Consider the following 18,097-nt stretch of genomic DNA (forward strand, 5'->3'; position numbering starts at 1 on the left):
CAGATCGAGCGCCGCGCGGCCCTGGCCGCCAGCACCCGCGAACGCCTGGGCGCCGTGCAGCAGGCCATCGCCGGGCTGGAACCGGAAGTGCGCGGCCTGCATGCCAAGATCGCCAGCGAAGTGCGCCTGATCCAGGGCCTGATGATCGGCCTGATTCTGCTTATCGCCCTGCTCATCGACACGCTCCAGCGCCGCCTGGCACGCACCCTGAGCGACCTGGCCCCGGCCCTGTCGCGCTGGGCCGATGGCGATTTCGCCCGGCCGGTCGCCCTGGGCCGCACCAACCGCGAGCTGCACGATATCCAGGCCTCGCTCAACCGCCTGCGCCAGTACCTGGTGGAGCTGGTCGGTACACTGCGCCACAACGCCGAGCAGGTGGCAGGCAGCAGCCATGCCTTGGCCAGCATGAGCAGTGCCCTGCACGAAGGTGCCGAACGCCAGGCCGGGGACACGGGGCAGATCCGTGACGCCCTTGGCGAGCTCGAGGCGACCATCCAGCAGGTGGCCGGTGACGCCAGCGCCGCCGCCGATGCCAGCCGTGACGCTGGCCGCGCGGTGGAACAGGGGCAGGCGGTGATCGGCCAGAGTCTGTCCGGCCTACGGGCATTGGTGGACGAGGTTCAAGGCAACGCCCAGGCGATCGAGCAACTGGCCGAGGAATCGGCCACCATCGGTGGCGTGCTGACGGTGATCCGCGCCATCGCCGAACAGACCAACCTGCTGGCCCTCAACGCCGCCATCGAAGCGGCACGGGCCGGCGAGATGGGCCGGGGGTTCGCCGTGGTCGCCGACGAAGTGCGCTCCCTGGCCCAGCGCACCACCGGCGCCACCGGCGAAATCCAGGCACTGATCGACCGCCTGCAACAAGCCGCCCGCGAGTCGGTGAACGGCATGCGCGCCCAGCTCGCGCACGCCGAGGCCACGGCCAGCCAGGCCCAGGCGGCCGATGGCGCGCTGGATGAGATCGTCGGGGCGATTCGTACCATTGCCGATACGGCCGTACGTATTGCCGATGTGACAGCGCAGCAGACGGGCGCTGTGAGCGAGATCCGCGATCACAGCGAACGGATTCATGCGTTGGGCGAAGACAACCTGCAACGCATCGGCGAAGGGCGGGCGCAAGGGGAGCAGTTGCTGAGCCTGGGAGGGGAACTGAACCGGGCGGTGCAGGCTTTCAGGGTGTGAGACCGAGCGCCGCGCGGACGGCGCTTGGTCTCCCAGGCGATGACGATGTCGAGCACTACGCCCCCAACCCACGGCAACTCCGCTATCATGCCCCCACGTTTCACCTAGCGAGACCGCCATGCGCCGCCTGTTTTTCCTGTTGTTCCTGCTGCTGGCCAGCCCTGCGTTCGCCACGGGCCTGCTCGACAATCGCCCCAGCGCCACCCTCGGCGCCGCTTCGCTGGGCAACAACGCCGATTTCCTCCCCGTCCATGAAGCCTTCAAGCTCAGCCTGGTGCAGGCCGACGCCCAGTCCATCAAGCTGCGCTTCGTCGCTACCGAGGGCTACTACCTCTACCGCCATCGTTTCCAGTTCCGCACCGAGCCTGCCGATGTGCCCCTCGGCACGCCGAGTATCCCCAAAGGCGAAGCCAAGCACGACGAATTCTTCGGCGACGTGGAGGTGTACCATGGCGTGCTCGACATCGAGCTGCCCCGCCCGGCCAACGACCCGCGCCCCTTCACCCTGCTGGTGGGCTACCAGGGCTGCGCCGACAAGGGCCTGTGCTACCCCCCGGAAACCGAACGCCTGAGCATCGACGGCACAGGCGGCCCAGCGGGTAGCGCACCAACCGGCACCGAACTGGGCTGGAACTGGCAATCGCTGCTGTTGTTCTTCCTCGCAGGCGTGGGGCTGACCTTCACGCCATGCGTACTGCCCATGCTGCCGATCCTCTCCGGCGTGGTACTGCGCGGCCAGGTGGGCGGCTGGCGAGGCCTGAGCCTGTCGCTGGCCTACGTGTTGCCGATGGCCATTTCCTTCGCCGTGCTCGGCGCCCTGATGGGGGTGTTCGGCGCCAGCCTGAACCTGCAGGCACGCCTGCAGTCGGCCTGGGTGCTGGTGCCCTTCGCCCTGTTCTTCGTGCTCTTCGCCCTGGCCATGTTCGGCCTGTTCGACATCAAGCTGCCCCAGGCCCTGAGCAGCCGTCTGAACAACGTCGCCAACCGCACCAAAGGCGGCTCGCTGCTGGGCGCTGCGGTGCTGGGCGTGCTGTCCAGCCTGCTGGTTTCACCCTGCGTATCGGCACCGCTGGCCGGAGCGCTTTTGTATATCAGTGCCAGCGGCGATGCCCTGGGCGGGGCGCTGAAGCTGTTCGCCCTGGGCCTGGGCATGGGAGCGCCATTGCTGGTGGTCGCCACCGGTGGTGCGGCCTGGTTGCCGAAAAGCGGCCCATGGATGAACACGGTCAAGAACGCCATCGGCGTGTTGCTGCTGGGCCTGGCCATCGGCCTGCTCAGCCGCGTGCTGCCGGGGCCGGCCACCTTGTTGCTGGTGGGCCTGCTGGCTGCGGGCGTGGCGCTGTTCCTCGGTGCCCTGGAGTTCGTGGTCAAGACGCCACGCCAGCGCCTGGCGCAGCTTCTTGGCCTGGCCCTGCTGGTCTATGCCCTGGCCTGTTGGTATGGCGCACTCAATGGCCAAGGCGACCCCTTGCGCCCCCTGCCACCACCGGCCATCGCAACCGCCACTGGCACGCCAGCCAGCCAGGTCGATGCCTGGCAGACCGTCACCACCCCAGCTGCGCTGGACGCCGCCCTGGCCCAGGCCAAGGCGGCCGGCCAGCCGGTGCTGCTGGACTGGTACGCCGACTGGTGCATCAGCTGCAAGGTGATCGAGCACGAGGTGCTCAATGCGCCCCAGGTGCAGCCCCAGCTCGCCGGCTTCAAGCTGCTGCGCTTCGATATCACCGAGAGCAATGCCGAGCAACGCACCCTGCTCGACCGTTACCAGCTGTTCGGCCCTCCCGCATTGCTGTTCTTTGCCGCGAACGGCAGCGAAATAACCGCCGATCGGGTCATTGGCGAAGTGAATGCCGTCGAATTTGCCGATCGTTTGGCGCGCGTGCGTCGCGATCTGGGTCTATAACTTCCCGCGAGCCGGCAATTTTCCCGCCATTAGTGACCAGACTTAATCATCTGGTCACATACTTTGCGCGAATCTCGGACAACGTGCTGGCTATTGCCGGGAACTGGACACCCGACGCCCTCTTGCGGCATAGTCGCCGCGCTCATGTCGTATTGCCCTACAAGACCAAGGAATTCGCAGATGGCAACCCTACTGGTGCTACACGGCCCCAACCTCAACCTGCTCGGTACCCGCGAGCCAGGCCACTATGGCGCCGTGACCCTGGCCCAGATCAACCAGGACCTGGAGCAGCGCGCCCGCGCCGCTGGCCACCACCTGCAATACCTGCAGAGCAATGCCGAGTACGAGCTGATCGACCGTATCCACGCCGCGCGCAACGAAGGCGTGGACTTCATCCTGATCAACCCGGCTGCTTTCACCCACACCAGCGTCGCATTACGTGACGCATTGCTGGCTGTGAGCATCCCATTCATCGAAGTGCACCTTTCCAACGTGCACAAGCGTGAACCGTTCCGTCATCACTCCTACTTTTCCGATGTCGCCGTAGGGGTGATCTGCGGCCTGGGCGCCACCGGCTACCGGTTGGCCCTGGAGTCTGCACTGGAATACCTGGCTGCCAACGCACAGCCCTGATGACAAGGCCTTGGCCCCTTCGGGCCAGGGCCTGGATAAACGTTCTAGCCACGTTTTTTAAATTACGTCCCCGACCGAACCTTGGGAGTTGATGATTAATGGATATCCGTAAAGTCAAGAAGCTGATCGAACTGCTGGAAGAGTCTGGCATCGACGAACTGGAGATCAAGGAAGGCGAAGAGTCCGTTCGCATCAGCCGTCACAGCAAGACCCCGGCAGGCGCCCAGTACTTCGCAGCCCCGGCTCCAGTAGCCGCCCCGGTTGCCCCTGCCGCCCCGGTCGCTGCCGCTGCCCCGGCCGCCGAAGCCGCCGCCGCTGCCCCGGCCCTCAAAGGCACCGTGATCCGCTCGCCGATGGTCGGCACCTTCTACCGCAAGCCTTCGCCGACCTCTGCCAACTTCGCCGAAGTCGGCCAGACCGTGAAGAAGGGCGACACCCTGTGCATCGTCGAAGCCATGAAGATGATGAACCACATCGAAGCCGATGTCGGTGGTGTCATCGACGCCATCCTGGTGGAAGACGGTCAGCCGGTTGAGTTCGACCAGCCGCTGTTCACCATCGTTTGAATCGCGGAGAGCCAACGATGTCTGGGAAGCTCGAAAAAGTCCTGATCGCCAACCGCGGGGAAATTGCCCTGCGGATCCTGCGTGCCTGCAAAGAGCTGGGTATCAAGACCGTCGCTGTTCACTCCACGGCCGACCGCGAACTGATGCACCTGGGCCTGGCAGACGAGTCGGTCTGCATCGGCCCTGCATCGTCCAAGGAATCCTACCTGCACATCCCGGCGATCATCGCTGCCGCCGAAGTGACAGGTGCCACCGCGATCCACCCCGGTTACGGCTTCCTGGCGGAAAACGCCGACTTCGCCGAACAGGTGGAGAAGTCCGGTTTCGCCTTCATCGGCCCTAAAGCCGACACCATCCGCCTGATGGGCGACAAGGTCTCGGCCAAGGACGCGATGATTCGTTCGGGCGTACCGACCGTGCCTGGTTCCGATGGCCCGCTGCCCGAAGACGAGGAAGTCGCCCTGGCGATCGCCCGTGACGTCGGCTACCCGGTGATCATCAAGGCTGCCGGTGGTGGCGGTGGTCGCGGCATGCGCGTGGTGCACAAGGAAGAGGACCTGATCGCCTCGGCCAAGCTGACCCGTACCGAAGCCGGTGCCGCCTTCGGCAACCCGATGGTCTACCTGGAGAAGTTCCTGACCAACCCACGCCACGTGGAAGTCCAGGTACTGTCCGACGGCCAGGGCAACGCCATTCACCTGGGCGACCGCGACTGCTCGCTGCAGCGCCGTCACCAGAAGGTGCTGGAAGAGGCTCCGGCTCCGGGCATCGACGAGAAGGCCCGCCAGGAAGTCTTCAAGCGTTGCGTCGACGCGTGCATCGAGATCGGCTACCGCGGTGCCGGCACCTTCGAGTTCCTGTACGAGGACGGCCGCTTCTACTTCATCGAGATGAACACCCGCGTCCAGGTCGAGCACCCGGTTTCGGAGATGGTCACCGGCATCGACATCGTCAAGGAGATGCTGAGCATCGCCGCTGGCAACAAGCTGTCGATCCGCCAGGAAGACGTGGTGATCCGCGGTCACTCCCTGGAGTGCCGTATCAACGCCGAAGACCCGAAGAAGTTCATCCCGAGCCCAGGTACCGTCAAGCACTTCCATGCCCCGGGCGGCAATGGCGTGCGTGTCGACTCGCACCTGTACAGCGGCTACTCGGTTCCGCCGAACTACGACTCGCTGATCGGCAAGCTGATCACCTACGGCAAGGACCGCGACGAAGCCATGGCGCGCATGCGCAACGCCCTGGACGAGATCGTCGTCGACGGCATCAAGACCAACATCCCGCTGCACCGCGACCTGGTGCGTGATGAAGGTTTCTGCAAAGGCGGCGTCAACATCCACTACCTCGAGCACAAACTGGCCAACCAGGAGTGATCGCGTTAGCGTGATGAAAAAACCCCGGCCTGGTGCCGGGGTTTTTTATTGGCTGCGTTTCATACACGGGCCTTGAGAGCCGGCTTGCCGGCGATGGCTCGCACAGCCTATCTTGCAGGCCGGTGCAGGAATCGCAAAAATGCCAGGTGCCGCCCCCCCTTGCGACGACCTCTACAAACCCTACGCACTCAAGTAAACTGCCTAGCTCCGCGCAGCCCTGGCTGCCCCTGTCGATTTACCAAAGGTGCCCGCCATGCCCTGGCTGCAAGTTCGCCTGGCCATCAGCCCAGACCAAGCCGAAACCTACGAAGACGCCCTGCTCGAAGTCGGCGCTGTCTCGGTGACCTTCATGGACGCTGAGGACCAGCCCATCTTCGAACCGGACCTCAACACCACGCCGCTCTGGTCGCACACTCACCTGCTGGCCCTGTTCGAAGCCGATGCCGAGCCCGAGGCCGTGTTCGCCCACCTGCGCCTGCTGACCGGCGCCGAGTTGCCCGAGCACCATGCCGAGGTGATCGAAGACCAGGACTGGGAGCGCAGCTGGATGGACAACTTCCAGCCCATGCGTTTCGGCCAGCGCCTGTGGATCGTGCCCAGCTGGCACGAGGCGCCGGAAAAGGACGCGGTGAACCTGCTGCTCGACCCGGGCCTGGCCTTCGGTACCGGCACCCACCCGACCACCGCCCTGTGCCTGGAATGGCTCGACGGCCAGCAACTCGAAGGCACCCAGGTGCTGGACTTCGGCTGTGGCTCGGGGATCCTGGCCATTGCCGCGCTGTTGCTGGGCGCCCGCGAAGCGGTCGGCACCGACATCGACGTGCAAGCCCTCGAAGCCTCTCGCGACAATGCCGGGCGCAACGGCATCGCCGAACAGCGCCTGGCCTTGTACCTGCCCGAGCAGATGCCCGCCATGCAAGCCGACGTACTGGTCGCCAACATCCTGGCCGGCCCGCTGGTCTCGTTGGCGCCGCAACTGTCCGGCCTGGTCCGCCCCGGCGGCCTGCTGGCGCTCTCGGGCATCCTCGCCGAACAGGGCGAGGAAGTGGCCGCAGCCTACGCGGGCGACTTCGAACTGGACCCGATCGTCGTGCGCGACGGCTGGGTACGCATCAGTGGTCGCCGCCGCTAGCCAACTAGACTCAACTTTCTGCACAACCCGGATCGCCGCATGACCGACAGTTTCGTCACCCAGTGTCCTCATTGCCAGACCAGCTTTCGCGTCACGCACAATCAGTTGAGCGTGGCCCGGGGCGTGGTGCGCTGCGGCCATTGCCTGCAGGTGTTCAACGCCGCCAAGCAGTTGCTGGAGCAGAACCGCACCTCCCCTGCCCCGGCGGCACCGATACAGGCACCGGAGGCGACGCAACCGACGATCAACGAACGGCCAAATACCGAGCCCGAGGATTGGGCCATCACCGCCCAGGCGCTGGACAACCTGGACCTGGACCAGGAACTGGCTCGCCTGGAGCGTCGCGATGCGCCCGAAGAACGCCAGGCCCCGCCTCGCGAGGATGCCCTGCAGGCCCGTCGTGACGAGCATGGTCCTGACGACCATGCCGACGAACCCTTCGGTACGGCAACCGGCGAGCCGCCGGCACTCCAGGCCGCCGACGAACCGGCTCCGGTGTTGGTCGAACAAGAGGTCCTCGACCTCCAGGCAGAACCGCAGCCCGGTGACCGCACCGAGCCGACCCTGGGCAATGGCCTGGTCCTGGACGACGACGAGCCGCGAGCATTCGGCCAGGCCGAGCCCCATCACGACGACGGGCGGGGCGACCATTTCACTGGCCTGGATGACGATATCCCTGAAAAAGGGCTCTCCGCACGGGACGATGACGAGCATGGCCAACTGCGCCTGTCGGCCCGCGACGACGAGCTCGAGCGCCTCGCCGACGAGCGGCCCGAGCCTGCCTTGGCGGCCAAGGCCGAACGCCCGACGCGCAAGGAACCGCTGGTGCATGTGGTGGACGACCCGCTGCAGCTCGACTGGCAAAAGGCCAGGCCCAACTGGGCCAAGCGCCTGCTGTGGGGTGTGCTGACCCTGCTGGCCGCGGGTTTGCTGGCGTTCCAGTACATCAGCTACCACTTCGACGAAATGGCTCGCCAGGACCAGTACCGCCCCTGGTTCCAACAACTGTGCCCGATGCTTGGTTGCCAGGTACCGACCCGGGTGGATGTCAGCCGGATCAAGAGCAGCAACCTGGTGGTGCGTAGTCATCCGGATTTCAAGGGCGCACTGATCGTCGATGCGATCATCTACAACCGGGCCCCGTTCTCCCAGCCGTTCCCGCTGCTGGAGCTGCGATTTGCCGACCTCAACGGCCAACTGATCGCCAGCCGTCGCTTCAAGCCCAGCGAATACCTCTCGGGGGAGCTGGCCGGGCGCGGCGACATGCCGAGCCAGACGCCGATCCACATCGCCCTGGATATCCTCGACCCCGGTCCCAAGGCCGTGAACTACAGCCTGAGCTTCCGCTCGCCGGAATGACCCACAAGAGGCGCCTTGCGCCCGAACACCTGTAGGAGCGGGCTTGCCCCGCGATCAAGGGCGAAGCCCTTGCCAGGCGACGGAGATATCGGGCCCGACCTAATCGCGGGACAAGCCCGCTCCTACAGGGTTCCCTCAAGGGCCAGTAGATTTCCACCGCGCCTGGGGAGCAGTCTCGTGTCGCGATGGCCCGCGAAGCAGCCCGGAAAAACCCGTCAACGGCCCAAAATTTGCAGCTTGGACCGCAAAGTCATAAGCCCACAGCTGTTCAGATTTTATCCAGATTCATCTTTATCCGGTCATCGAGAGCGGGTATCATGCCAACCCTTTTTCGGACTCCAATGATTCGGCCCCACAACAGGGAACACCTATGTCGGCGGTACGCATCGGCCCTTACACACTGCGAAACAACCTGATCCTCGCGCCCATGGCCGGGGTCACGGACCAACCTTTCCGTACGCTTTGCCAGCGCCTGGGCGCCGGCATGGTCGTCTCGGAAATGGTGACCAGCGACATGAGCCTGTGGAACAGCCGCAAGTCGCGCCTGCGCCGCATCCATGATGGCGATCCCGAGCCACGCTCGGTGCAGATCGCCGGTGGCGATGCGCAGATGCTGGCCGCGGCGGCCCGGGCCAATGTCGAGGCTGGCGCCCAGATCATCGACATCAACATGGGCTGCCCGGCGAAAAAAGTCTGCAACAAGGCCGCCGGTTCTGCTTTATTGAGAGATGAAGCCTTGGTCAGCGAAATCCTCCACGCCGTGGTCGGCGCAGTGGAAGTACCGGTGACCCTGAAGATCCGCACCGGCTGGGACCGGGCGAACAAGAACGGCCTGACCGTGGCGAAGATCGCCGAGCAGGCCGGCATCCAGGCGCTGGCGGTACATGGCCGCACACGCGCCGACCTGTACACCGGCGAAGCCGAGTACGACACCATCGCTGCGATCAAGCAGGCGGTGTCGATCCCGGTTTTCGCCAATGGCGACATCACTTCGCCAGAAAAGGCCCGGGCGGTGCTGCACGCCACCGGTGTCGACGGCCTGCTGATCGGCCGTGCCGCCCAGGGGCGGCCGTGGATTTTCCGCGAGATCGAGCATTACCTGCGTACGGGCGAGCACCTGCCTGCTCCGGCGCTGGAGGAAGTGGAACACATTCTGCTGGAGCACTTGGCGGCGTTGCATGCCTTCTATGGCGATGTGATGGGCGTACGTATCGCCCGCAAGCACGTTGGCTGGTACCTGGCAACACGACCGGGCGGCAAGGAGTTCCGCGCCCGGTTCAATGCGCTGGAAGACACACAAGCGCAGTGCGCCAACGTTCGCGCGTTTTTTCGCGAACGTCGAGAGAGCCTTGAGACAGAGGACGGACAAGGGGTGGCCGCATGACGATGATGACCGAGACATTAGTGAGTGGAACAACGCCCGTGAGCGACAACGCCAACCTGAAACAGCACCTCAATACGCCGAGCGAAGAGGGCCAGACCCTGCGCGACAGCGTGGAGAAGGCGCTGCACAACTACTTCGCACACTTGGAAGGGGCGACCGTCACGGACGTCTACAACCTGGTGCTGTCGGAAGTCGAGGCACCGCTGCTCGAAAGCGTGATGAACTACGTCAAGGGCAACCAGACCAAGGCCAGCGAGATGCTCGGGCTCAACCGTGGCACCCTGCGCAAGAAGCTCAAGCAGTACGACCTGTTGTAACCGAACCCCAACCAGAAAAGGCGGCTCTCCCAAGAGGCGCCTTTTTTGCTGAATCCACCGCGTTATGGAATCCGAAATGACCGACCAGACTACCCGCCTGCCGATCCGCCGCGCCCTGATCAGCGTCTCCGACAAGACCGGGATCCTCGAGTTCGCCCGTGAGCTGCAACAGCTCGGCGTCGAGATCCTGTCCACCGGCGGCACCTACAAGCTGCTCAAGGACAACGGTGTGAACGCGGTGGAAGTGGCCGACTACACCGGCTTCGCTGAAATGATGGATGGCCGGGTCAAGACCCTGCATCCGAAGATCCACGGCGGCATCCTGGGCCGTCGCGGCATCGACGATGCCATCATGAACGAACACGGTATCAAGCCGATCGACCTGGTCGCGGTCAACCTGTACCCGTTCGAGGCAACCATCGCCAAGCCCGGCTGCGACCTGCCGACCGCCATCGAGAACATCGACATCGGCGGCCCGACCATGGTCCGTTCTGCAGCGAAGAACCACAAGGACGTCGCCATCGTGGTCAACGCCAGCGACTACGCCAGCGTCCTGGAGAACCTCAAGGCCGGCGGCCTGACCTACGCCCAGCGCTTCGACCTGATGCTCAAGGCCTTCGAACACACCGCCGCGTACGACGGCATGATCGCCAACTACATGGGCACCATCGACCAGGCCAAGGACACCCTGTCCACCGAAGGCCGCAGCGAGTTCCCGCGCACCTTCAACAGCCAGTTCGTCAAGGCCCAGGAAATGCGCTACGGCGAGAACCCGCACCAGAGCGCGGCGTTCTACGTCGAGGCCAAGAAGGGCGAGGCCAGCGTTTCCACCGCGCTTCAGCTGCAGGGCAAGGAGCTGTCGTTCAACAACGTGGCCGACACCGACGCCGCGCTCGAGTGCGTGAAGAGCTTCGTCAAGCCGGCCTGTGTCATCGTCAAGCACGCCAACCCATGCGGCGTGGCCGTGGTTCCGGAAGACGAAGGCGGCATCCGCAAGGCCTACGACCTGGCCTACGCCACCGACACCGAGTCGGCCTTCGGCGGCATCATCGCCTTCAACCGTGAACTGGATGGCGAAACCGCCAAGGCCATCGTCGATCGCCAGTTCGTCGAAGTGATCATCGCGCCGAAGATCTCCCAGGCTGCCCGCGAGGTGGTGGCTGCCAAGCAGAACGTGCGTCTGCTCGAGTGCGGCGAATGGCCTGCCGAGCGTGCTGCCGGCTGGGACTTCAAGCGTGTCAACGGTGGCCTGTTGGTGCAAAGCCGTGACATCGGCATGATCACTGCCGAAGACCTGAAGGTCGTGACCAAGCGCGCCCCGACCGAGCAGGAGATTCATGACCTGGTCTTCGCCTGGAAAGTGGCCAAGTTCGTCAAGTCCAACGCCATCGTCTACGCCAAGCAACGCCAGACCATCGGCGTGGGCGCCGGCCAGATGAGCCGCGTCAACTCCGCCCGCATCGCCGCCATCAAGGCCGAGCATGCCGGCCTGCAGGTACAGGGCGCGGTCATGGCCTCGGATGCGTTCTTCCCGTTCCGTGACGGCATCGACAATGCGGCTAAAGTGGGTATCACGGCGGTGATCCAGCCAGGTGGTTCGATGCGCGATGCCGAAGTCATCGCCGCTGCCGACGAAGCTGGCATCGCCATGGTGTTCACCGGCATGCGCCACTTCCGCCACTGATTTACGGCAATCGGCCGCTCTGAAGCAGGCATCTGCTGCGTTGGGGCCGCTTCCGCTGATGCTCATTGCCAAAAGGCAACTCCGCTCATCGGAACCGGCCCCGCCTTGCACCTACCTGCTTCATTGCGACCTCGTACAGCGTGAGGCTTTGCCTCCCGCCCGAAAGCATTCGAGGTTTTGACATGAAAGTTTTGATCATCGGCAGCGGCGGCCGTGAGCACGCCCTGGCCTGGAAAGTCGCCCAGGACCCACGGGTCGAGAAGGTCTACGTTGCCCCAGGCAACGCCGGCACCGCCACCGAAGCCAAGTGCGAGAACGTCGCCATCGACGTCACCGCCCTGGAGCAATTGGCCGACTTCGCCGAGCAGCACGTACAGATGACCATCGTCGGCCCAGAGGCCCCGCTGGTCGCCGGCGTCGTCGACCTGTTCCGCAGCCGCGGCCTGGACTGCTTCGGCCCAACCAAGGGCGCAGCCCAGCTGGAAGGCTCCAAGGCCTTCACCAAGGACTTCCTGGCACGTCACAAGATTCCGACCGCCGACTACCAGAACTTCACCGAAATCGAGCCGGCCCTGGCCTATCTGAAGGAAAAGGGCGCGCCGATCGTCATCAAGGCCGACGGCCTGGCCGCGGGCAAGGGCGTGATCGTCGCCATGACCCTCGAGGAAGCCGAAGCCGCCGTACGCGATATGCTCGCCGGCAACGCCTTCGGCGACGCAGGTTCGCGCGTGGTCATCGAGGAGTTCCTCGACGGCGAGGAAGCCAGCTTCATCGTCATGGTCGATGGCCATAACGTGCTGCCGATGGCCACCAGCCAGGACCACAAACGCGTCGGCGACCAGGACACCGGCCCGAACACCGGTGGCATGGGCGCCTACTCCCCGGCTCCGGTGGTCACCCCGGACGTGCACCAGCGCGTGATGGACCAGGTCATCTGGCCGACCGTGCGTGGCATGGCCGAGGAGGGCAACGTCTACACCGGCTTCCTGTACGCAGGCCTGATGATCGACAAGGCGGGCAACCCCAAGGTCATCGAGTTCAACTGCCGCTTCGGCGACCCGGAAACCCAGCCGGTCATGCTGCGCCTGGAATCGAGCCTGGTATTGCTGGTCGAAGCCGCCTTCGCCAAGGCCCTGGACAAAGTCGAGGCCCAGTGGAACCCGCAACCGAGCCTGGGCGTGGTCCTGGCTGCCGGCGGCTACCCGGGCGACTATGCCAAGGGTGACGTCATCAACGGCCTGGATGCGGCCGCCAAGCTCGAAGGCAAGGTCTTCCATGCCGGCACCGCCCTGAAGGACGGCCAGGTCGTCACCGCTGGCGGCCGTGTGCTCTGCGCCACCGCCATGGGCGCCACGGTCGAGGCTGCCCAGCAGCAGGCCTATCGCCTGGCCGAGCAGATCGACTGGAACGGCAGCTTCTACCGCACCGACATTGGCTACCGGGCCATCGCCCGCGAGCGTGGCGAGCACCAGTAACCTACACCGAATCGCCGTGTCGCCCCTGGCGCACGGCCTTCGGCCCGCCGACAAGGCCTCCCCGGGGGCTTGCCTCGGTCTTGGCGCCCCGCGCATAGTTGTAATCCGGCATCTTAGCTAGGAAGGACCTCGTCGTGCGTCGGCTTCGGATTGCCATTGCCCTGATCGTCAGCCTGCTGACACTGCTCTGCCTGCCTCCTGCCTCAGCCGAGCAAGGCGCAGGCTGGTCGGTCCTGCTCGATGAACAGGCCAACCTGCAATTGAGCGATGTGCGCTCGGAGCGCTACCGCAACCAGTTCAGCCCCATCCAGCTGCTCGAGCTCGACGCCGCACCGGCCGACCAGGCCCTCTGGCTGCACTACCGGCTCGAACCCGGTGAGCAGGAACAACTGCTGCGCATCTTCGCCCCAGACCTCTCGCGCCTGGACTTCTACGCCCTGGATGGCGAAAAGCTGGTGCGCCAGATGCACCATGGCCGCCAGGCCGGCAATGCCAGCCCGACCCTGCGCAGCAGCGACCACCTGTTGCCATTGCCCAACAGCCCCAACGCCCTGGAAATCTACGTACGGCTGGTCTCCGAACACCAGTTGCGCCCTGCCATCAGCCTCGAGCCTGCTGTGTCGGTCGCCGCCGACCAGACACGCCCCTTGTTGTTCGGCCTGCTGTTCGGCGGCCTGGCAATGCTGATCCTGCACAACCTGATCCGCTTCCTCTACACCCGCTCCAACACCACGCTGATCCTGGCCCTCTACCATGGCCTGATGCTGCTCAGCGCCCTGATCCTGCTCAACCTCAGCGGCCCCTGGTGGCACCTGTGGCACAGCGCGCAGACGCCGGCAGCCTACCTGACCCTGGTCCTGGCAGGCCTGGCCGGGCTGTATTTCACCCAACATTTCTTCAGCCCCTGCAGCTCGCTGCGGTGCAACCGCCTGTTGCATGGGGAGATGCTGATCGTCGCGGTCAGTGGCCTGGTGCTGCTGTTCGTCGATACCCTGCCGCTGAACCTGATGACCTACGCCCTGATGGCCCTGGGCAGCGTCACCATGCTGCTGGTCAGTGCCTACCACTGGTACAAGGGCTATGGGCCTGCGCGTCTGTTCGCCGTGGCCATGCTGGTATTCAACCTGGGAGGCCTGGTGCTGCTGCCTGCCCTGCTGGGCCTTACCCGCACCACGACCCCCTGGCTGCTGTGCATTCTCATGGGGCTGACCGTGGCCAGCGGGCTGCTGTTGAACCTGGCGGTCAGCGAGCGCCTGCGCAGGATCAGCGAGGAACGCTTCCGCGCCAGCCGCGCCCTGGCCGCCAGCGATGCCGAGATCAACGCCAAGGCCGAGTTCCTGGCCAAGATCAGCCACGAAATCCGCACCCCCATGAATGGCGTGCTGGGCATGACCGAACTGCTGCTGGGCACGCCGTTGTCGGTCAAGCAGCGTGACTATGTGCAGACCATCCACAGCGCCGGCAATGAGCTGCTTACCCTGATCAACGAGATCCTCGACATTTCCAAGCTCGAGTCCCGCCAGATCGAACTGGACGATGTGCAGTTCGACCTCAACGCGTTGATCGAGGATTGCCTGAACATCTTCCGGGCCAAGGCCGAGCAGCAGAACATCGAGCTGATCAGTTTCACCCAGCCGCAGGTTCCGCAAGTGATCAGCGGCGACCCGACACGCCTGCGCCAGGCCCTATCGAGCCTGCTGGACAATGCCCTGAAGAACACCGAGCAGGGCGAGATCCTGCTGGTGGTGGCCCTCGACCAACGAGGTGGCGTGCCGCGCCTGCGCATCGCCGTGCAGGACAGCGGCGATGCGATGCCGCCTGCCGAGCGCGAAGCCTTGCTGCAGGCCGAGCTGCACAGCCACCAGTTCCTCTCCAGCAACAAGCTCGGTGGCCACCTGGGGTTGGTCATTGCCAAGCAATTGATCGGCCTGATGCAAGGCGAGTTCGGGATCAAGAGCAGCAACAATACCGGGAACACCCTCTGGCTCACCCTGCCCCTGGATCCCTCGCGCCTGGAGCAACCGCCTACCGACCTGAACGGCCCGTTGCGCGACGCCCGCGTACTGGTGGTGGACGACAACGACACGTGTCGCAAGGTGCTGGTGCAGCAGTGCAGCGCCTGGGGCATGAATGTCAGCGCCGTGCCGTCGGGCAAGGAGGCCCTGGCCCTGCTGCGCACCAAGGCGCACCTGCGCGACTATTTCGACGCCGTGCTGCTGGACCAGAACATGCCAGGCATGACGGGCATGCAACTGGCCGCGAAGATCAAGGAGGACCCCAGCCTGAACCACGACATCCTCGTGGTGATGCTCACCGGTATCAGCAACGCGCCGAGCAAGATCATCGCCCGCAATGCCGGGGTCAAGCGCATCCTGGCCAAGCCGGTGGCTGGCTACACCCTCAAGACTACCCTGGCCGAAGAGCTTGCCCTGCGCGGCCGCGAACAGCCATCCGCGCCCGGCCCGACAGGCCCATCCGGGCCGTTGGACCTGCCCAGCGACTTTCGCGTGTTGGTGGCCGAGGACAACAGCATTTCGACCAAGGTCATCCGTGGCATGCTCGGCAAGCTCAACCTGGAGCCGGACACCGCCAGCAATGGCGAGGAGGCCCTGCGGGCAATGAAGGCACAGCGCTACGACCTGGTGCTGATGGACTGCGAGATGCCCGTGCTCGATGGCTTCTCCGCCACCGAGCAGCTGCGCGCCTGGGAAGCTGCCAACCAGCGTCAGCGCACCCCGGTGGTGGCGCTGACCGCGCACATCCTCAGCGAACACAAGGATCGCGCGCGCCAGGCGGGCATGGACGGGCACATGGCCAAGCCGGTGGAGCTGTCGCAATTGCGCGAAACGGTCCAATACTGGGCCAGCCAACGCGCAGCTGCCTCGGACCCGTTACACACCCCCTGAACAGCGGCGCAGGCTTCATCGTGGGTCAAGCCCGCTCCTACAGATCCCCGGTAATCCAGCTGTTACCTGTAGGAGCGGGCTTGCCCCGCGATCACCGGCAACGCCAGTGCCATCCCTCACCGGCAACCCCGCTCCCCATTCAGAATCAGAGGGTTGTCCCCGGAGTGCTGATACACTTGCCCACACCTCTCTCCGCCATGGATCCGCGCCATGCTCCATGAGTTGTTCAGCGTCTACCTGAAAATGCTCGTGCTCTACAGCCCGTTCTTCGTGCTGTCCTGCTTCATCAGCCTGACCCGCGGCTATTCCAGCAAGGAGCGCAAGCAACTGGCCTGGCGCGTGGCCGTCGCCGTGCTGGTAGCCAGCGTCCTGCTCTACCTGTTCGGGCGGGTGATCTTCGGCGTATTCGGCATTACCGCCGACGCCTTCCGTATCGGCGCCGGCAGCGTGCTGTTCATCTCAGCCCTGGGCATGGCCCAGGGCAAGTCGGCGGTACAGGCCGACAACGTGCAGCAGGACGTGACCATCGTGCCGCTGACCATCCCGCTCACCGTCGGCCCCGGCACCATCGGTGCATTGTTGGTGATGGGCGTGGGCCAGCCACACTGGGATGACAAGCTGCTGGCCATAGTCAGCATCGCCCTGGCCAGCTTCACCGTAGGCCTGGTGCTCTATCTCTCGTACCACATCGAACGCCTCCTCGGCGACCAGGGCCTGCAGATCGTCAGCCGCCTGATGGGGTTGTTCGTCTGTGCACTGGCGGCGCAGATCATCTTCACCGGGATCAAGGGCTACCTGCTCACCTGAGCTTGAGGTCGAGAATCGATCGACGACTTTGCGCTGTCACCCGGGATTGAATCTTCGCCTTGAACTCATCCCGGAAGATCCGCAGATTGAAGCGGATCAGCTCCGCACTTTGGATGCGTACCTGGGACTTGTGGTCGAAGCTGTAGAACAGAACCCCTCCCAACCTGGTATCGAGCGGCACATTCAACTCCATGTGATAAAGCACCATGTCGAAGTAATCGCCCGAATGACGCACGCAGGGCAACAATTGGAAATGCAACGTGCTCCCGGCTCGCGCGTTTATCTCGAATACCCGCATCGCCTTCGGGTCGTTTTCAAGCGCGTTCAACGCTTGGCCGGTCAACTCGGCATGCACGCCTGAGCCCGCCTGTTCGATCTGCATCACGGCATGGTCCACCAGCCGCCCACGGTCCGGGCCCCGACGTTGCACATTGGGTGGCGGCGTGGCATCCCACCCCAGGTAGCTCAGTTTGCGCCGGTAGTTGTCGAACCAGTTGCTGTTCAAGCCAGAGGTGAATTCGTCGCGCGTCGCGCGCTGCGCGAACAGGTTCACCAGCAGGATGTCCTCCCGATCCTCAGGGCTTACACCAGGCATGAACGCCGCCAGGCTGCCGGAAACGACACTGGCACTGCTTGCGTCATTCATGGCGTCGCCCTCCCGCACTGGGCAAGGCGACCTGGCATACGTACTGGGCTCGCACATGCGCATACTTCTCCCGAAGCCCGTCACGGATGTCCGCCAACGCACGTTCGGAAACCAGGTAACGGGTGGCGTGCAACGTCAATTGTTCCAACGCCAATACATCGAACCGCTGCCAGGGCCAACGTCGTTCGATGCCCTCACGGCTCTTGAAGCGCATCTCCCCGCTCACGATCGACGCGTCAGGCAACACCACCCGCAGCTCGGTCACCAAGGTGGCGCAAAGGTCCCGCTGGGGAGGTTGGACGCATTCGGTCCATAGGGCCTGCAAGGCTGGGTGCGCCTCAGGCAGGTCGACAGCCTTCAGGCAACGGGCTGCTCCCGCTCGGTACGCAGGTGCAAGCTTGCTCAATACACTACCGCACAATGCCTTGAAAGGTTCGACCGACACCACAGGCTTGTCGGGCGACGCCAGTTCGGTGAAGGGGCAACCCAGGTCCAACTGGGTGTTTCGGTATTCCAACCGCCACCGTGTGTAGTCATCGAACACGGAATATTCCGCGCTCGCCTGAAGGTAGGCAGCCAATTGCAGGTCGAGCAGAGTCTCGATCTGTTGCGCACTCAACGTACTGGACATCAGCACCAGGCTGTTGCCGTTGAGCCACAAGGTGTAATCATGGGGCATGATTCATCCCTCCAAAGGCGCATCGGGAACGATTCCCGATGCGTATGG

15 protein-coding genes are annotated in these 18,097 nt (G+C 64.5%); 13 read left to right on the top strand and 2 right to left on the bottom strand.

Translation table 11 applies throughout. The features are described from left to right. The first annotated feature begins 405 nt into the window (after positions 1–405). The 13 genes from AC1MHZ_RS00260 to AC1MHZ_RS00320 all read left to right on the top strand — a co-directional run bounded on the left by AC1MHZ_RS00260 (position 406) and on the right by AC1MHZ_RS00320 (position 16,724). Complete coding sequence (locus AC1MHZ_RS00260) at positions 406–1,185, top strand: methyl-accepting chemotaxis protein (protein ID WP_482966031.1); 780 nt, start codon at positions 406–408, stop codon at positions 1,183–1,185. A 118-nt stretch (positions 1,186–1,303) separates the two neighbouring features. After that, the gene (locus AC1MHZ_RS00265; protein ID WP_482965917.1) at positions 1,304–3,088 is read left to right on the top strand and encodes a protein-disulfide reductase DsbD; all 1,785 of its coding nucleotides are present in this window, start codon (positions 1,304–1,306) and stop codon (positions 3,086–3,088) included. A 180-nt stretch (positions 3,089–3,268) separates the two neighbouring features. Next, complete coding sequence (gene aroQ / locus AC1MHZ_RS00270; protein ID WP_070090423.1) at positions 3,269–3,721, top strand: type II 3-dehydroquinate dehydratase; 453 nt, start codon at positions 3,269–3,271, stop codon at positions 3,719–3,721. A gap of 98 nt (positions 3,722–3,819) precedes the next feature. After that, entirely contained in the window at positions 3,820–4,287 is a 468-nt protein-coding gene (accB, locus tag AC1MHZ_RS00275; RefSeq protein WP_084858755.1) for an acetyl-CoA carboxylase biotin carboxyl carrier protein, read from the top strand. Positions 4,288–4,304: 17 nt separating this feature from the next. Then, on the top strand, positions 4,305–5,660 hold the full coding sequence (gene accC / locus AC1MHZ_RS00280) for an acetyl-CoA carboxylase biotin carboxylase subunit (protein WP_084858756.1): 1,356 nt from the start codon (positions 4,305–4,307) through the stop codon (positions 5,658–5,660). 253 nt (positions 5,661–5,913) lie between these two features. Beyond that, positions 5,914–6,792, top strand: coding sequence for a 50S ribosomal protein L11 methyltransferase (prmA, locus tag AC1MHZ_RS00285; protein ID WP_084858757.1), 879 nt, complete (start codon positions 5,914–5,916; stop codon positions 6,790–6,792). A gap of 39 nt (positions 6,793–6,831) precedes the next feature. Further along, positions 6,832–8,151, top strand: a complete 1,320-nt coding sequence (locus AC1MHZ_RS00290) for a DUF3426 domain-containing protein (protein WP_416767191.1) — start codon at positions 6,832–6,834, stop codon at positions 8,149–8,151. A 370-nt stretch (positions 8,152–8,521) separates the two neighbouring features. Continuing rightward, on the top strand, positions 8,522–9,535 hold the full coding sequence (gene dusB, locus AC1MHZ_RS00295; protein ID WP_084858759.1) for a tRNA dihydrouridine synthase DusB: 1,014 nt from the start codon (positions 8,522–8,524) through the stop codon (positions 9,533–9,535). Beyond that, positions 9,532–9,852: a DNA-binding transcriptional regulator Fis gene (gene fis, locus AC1MHZ_RS00300; protein WP_008093076.1), complete on the top strand. Its 321-nt coding sequence runs from the start codon at positions 9,532–9,534 to the stop codon at positions 9,850–9,852. Before dusB ends, fis begins: the two co-directional genes overlap by 4 nt. A 76-nt stretch (positions 9,853–9,928) precedes the next feature. Then, entirely contained in the window at positions 9,929–11,536 is a 1,608-nt protein-coding gene (gene purH, locus AC1MHZ_RS00305) for a bifunctional phosphoribosylaminoimidazolecarboxamide formyltransferase/IMP cyclohydrolase (RefSeq protein WP_224457041.1), read from the top strand. A 182-nt stretch (positions 11,537–11,718) separates the two neighbouring features. Next, positions 11,719–13,011 carry a phosphoribosylamine--glycine ligase gene (purD, locus tag AC1MHZ_RS00310; protein WP_416767194.1) on the top strand — a complete coding sequence of 431 codons (1,293 nt, stop codon included), beginning with the start codon at positions 11,719–11,721 and terminating at the stop codon, positions 13,009–13,011. 134 nt (positions 13,012–13,145) lie between these two features. Continuing rightward, a complete protein-coding gene (locus AC1MHZ_RS00315) occupies positions 13,146–15,917 on the top strand; it encodes a hybrid sensor histidine kinase/response regulator (RefSeq protein WP_482965918.1) in 2,772 nt (923 codons plus the stop codon). Positions 15,918–16,127: 210 nt separating this feature from the next. Beyond that, positions 16,128–16,724 (top strand): MarC family protein, encoded by a 597-nt coding sequence (locus AC1MHZ_RS00320; protein WP_084858763.1) that lies wholly within the window; start codon positions 16,128–16,130, stop codon positions 16,722–16,724. Here AC1MHZ_RS00320 and AC1MHZ_RS00325 read toward each other — a convergent pair. Continuing rightward, positions 16,717–17,370 (bottom strand): hypothetical protein, encoded by a 654-nt coding sequence (locus AC1MHZ_RS00325; RefSeq protein WP_084858764.1) that lies wholly within the window; start codon positions 17,368–17,370, stop codon positions 16,717–16,719. The genes AC1MHZ_RS00320 and AC1MHZ_RS00325 overlap by 8 nt on opposite strands. Next, a complete protein-coding gene (locus AC1MHZ_RS00330; RefSeq protein ID WP_084858765.1) occupies positions 17,363–18,049 on the bottom strand; it encodes a hypothetical protein in 687 nt (228 codons plus the stop codon). Before AC1MHZ_RS00330 ends, AC1MHZ_RS00325 begins: the two co-directional genes overlap by 8 nt. Positions 18,050–18,097: the final 48 nt, after the last annotated feature.

It is taken from the genome of Pseudomonas sp. FA-1 (assembly GCF_056856075.1).

Excerpts from the sequence above, each read along its gene's own strand:
- AC1MHZ_RS00260 (WP_482966031.1), top strand. The coding sequence starts at position 406 with ATGAGCAGTGCCCTGCACGAAGGTGCCGAACGCCAGGCCGGGGACACG.
- AC1MHZ_RS00265 (WP_482965917.1), top strand. The coding sequence starts at position 1,304 with ATGCGCCGCCTGTTTTTCCTGTTGTTCCTGCTGCTGGCCAGCCCTGCG.
- aroQ (WP_070090423.1), top strand. The coding sequence starts at position 3,269 with ATGGCAACCCTACTGGTGCTACACGGCCCCAACCTCAACCTGCTCGGT.
- accB (WP_084858755.1), top strand. The coding sequence starts at position 3,820 with ATGGATATCCGTAAAGTCAAGAAGCTGATCGAACTGCTGGAAGAGTCT.
- accC (WP_084858756.1), top strand. The coding sequence starts at position 4,305 with ATGTCTGGGAAGCTCGAAAAAGTCCTGATCGCCAACCGCGGGGAAATT.
- prmA (WP_084858757.1), top strand. The coding sequence starts at position 5,914 with ATGCCCTGGCTGCAAGTTCGCCTGGCCATCAGCCCAGACCAAGCCGAA.
- AC1MHZ_RS00290 (WP_416767191.1), top strand. The coding sequence starts at position 6,832 with ATGACCGACAGTTTCGTCACCCAGTGTCCTCATTGCCAGACCAGCTTT.
- dusB (WP_084858759.1), top strand. The coding sequence starts at position 8,522 with ATGTCGGCGGTACGCATCGGCCCTTACACACTGCGAAACAACCTGATC.
- fis (WP_008093076.1), top strand. The coding sequence starts at position 9,532 with ATGACGATGATGACCGAGACATTAGTGAGTGGAACAACGCCCGTGAGC.
- purH (WP_224457041.1), top strand. The coding sequence starts at position 9,929 with ATGACCGACCAGACTACCCGCCTGCCGATCCGCCGCGCCCTGATCAGC.
- purD (WP_416767194.1), top strand. The coding sequence starts at position 11,719 with ATGAAAGTTTTGATCATCGGCAGCGGCGGCCGTGAGCACGCCCTGGCC.
- AC1MHZ_RS00320 (WP_084858763.1), top strand. The coding sequence starts at position 16,128 with ATGCTCCATGAGTTGTTCAGCGTCTACCTGAAAATGCTCGTGCTCTAC.
- AC1MHZ_RS00325 (WP_084858764.1), bottom strand. The coding sequence starts at position 17,370 with ATGAATGACGCAAGCAGTGCCAGTGTCGTTTCCGGCAGCCTGGCGGCG.
- AC1MHZ_RS00330 (WP_084858765.1), bottom strand. The coding sequence starts at position 18,049 with ATGCCCCATGATTACACCTTGTGGCTCAACGGCAACAGCCTGGTGCTG.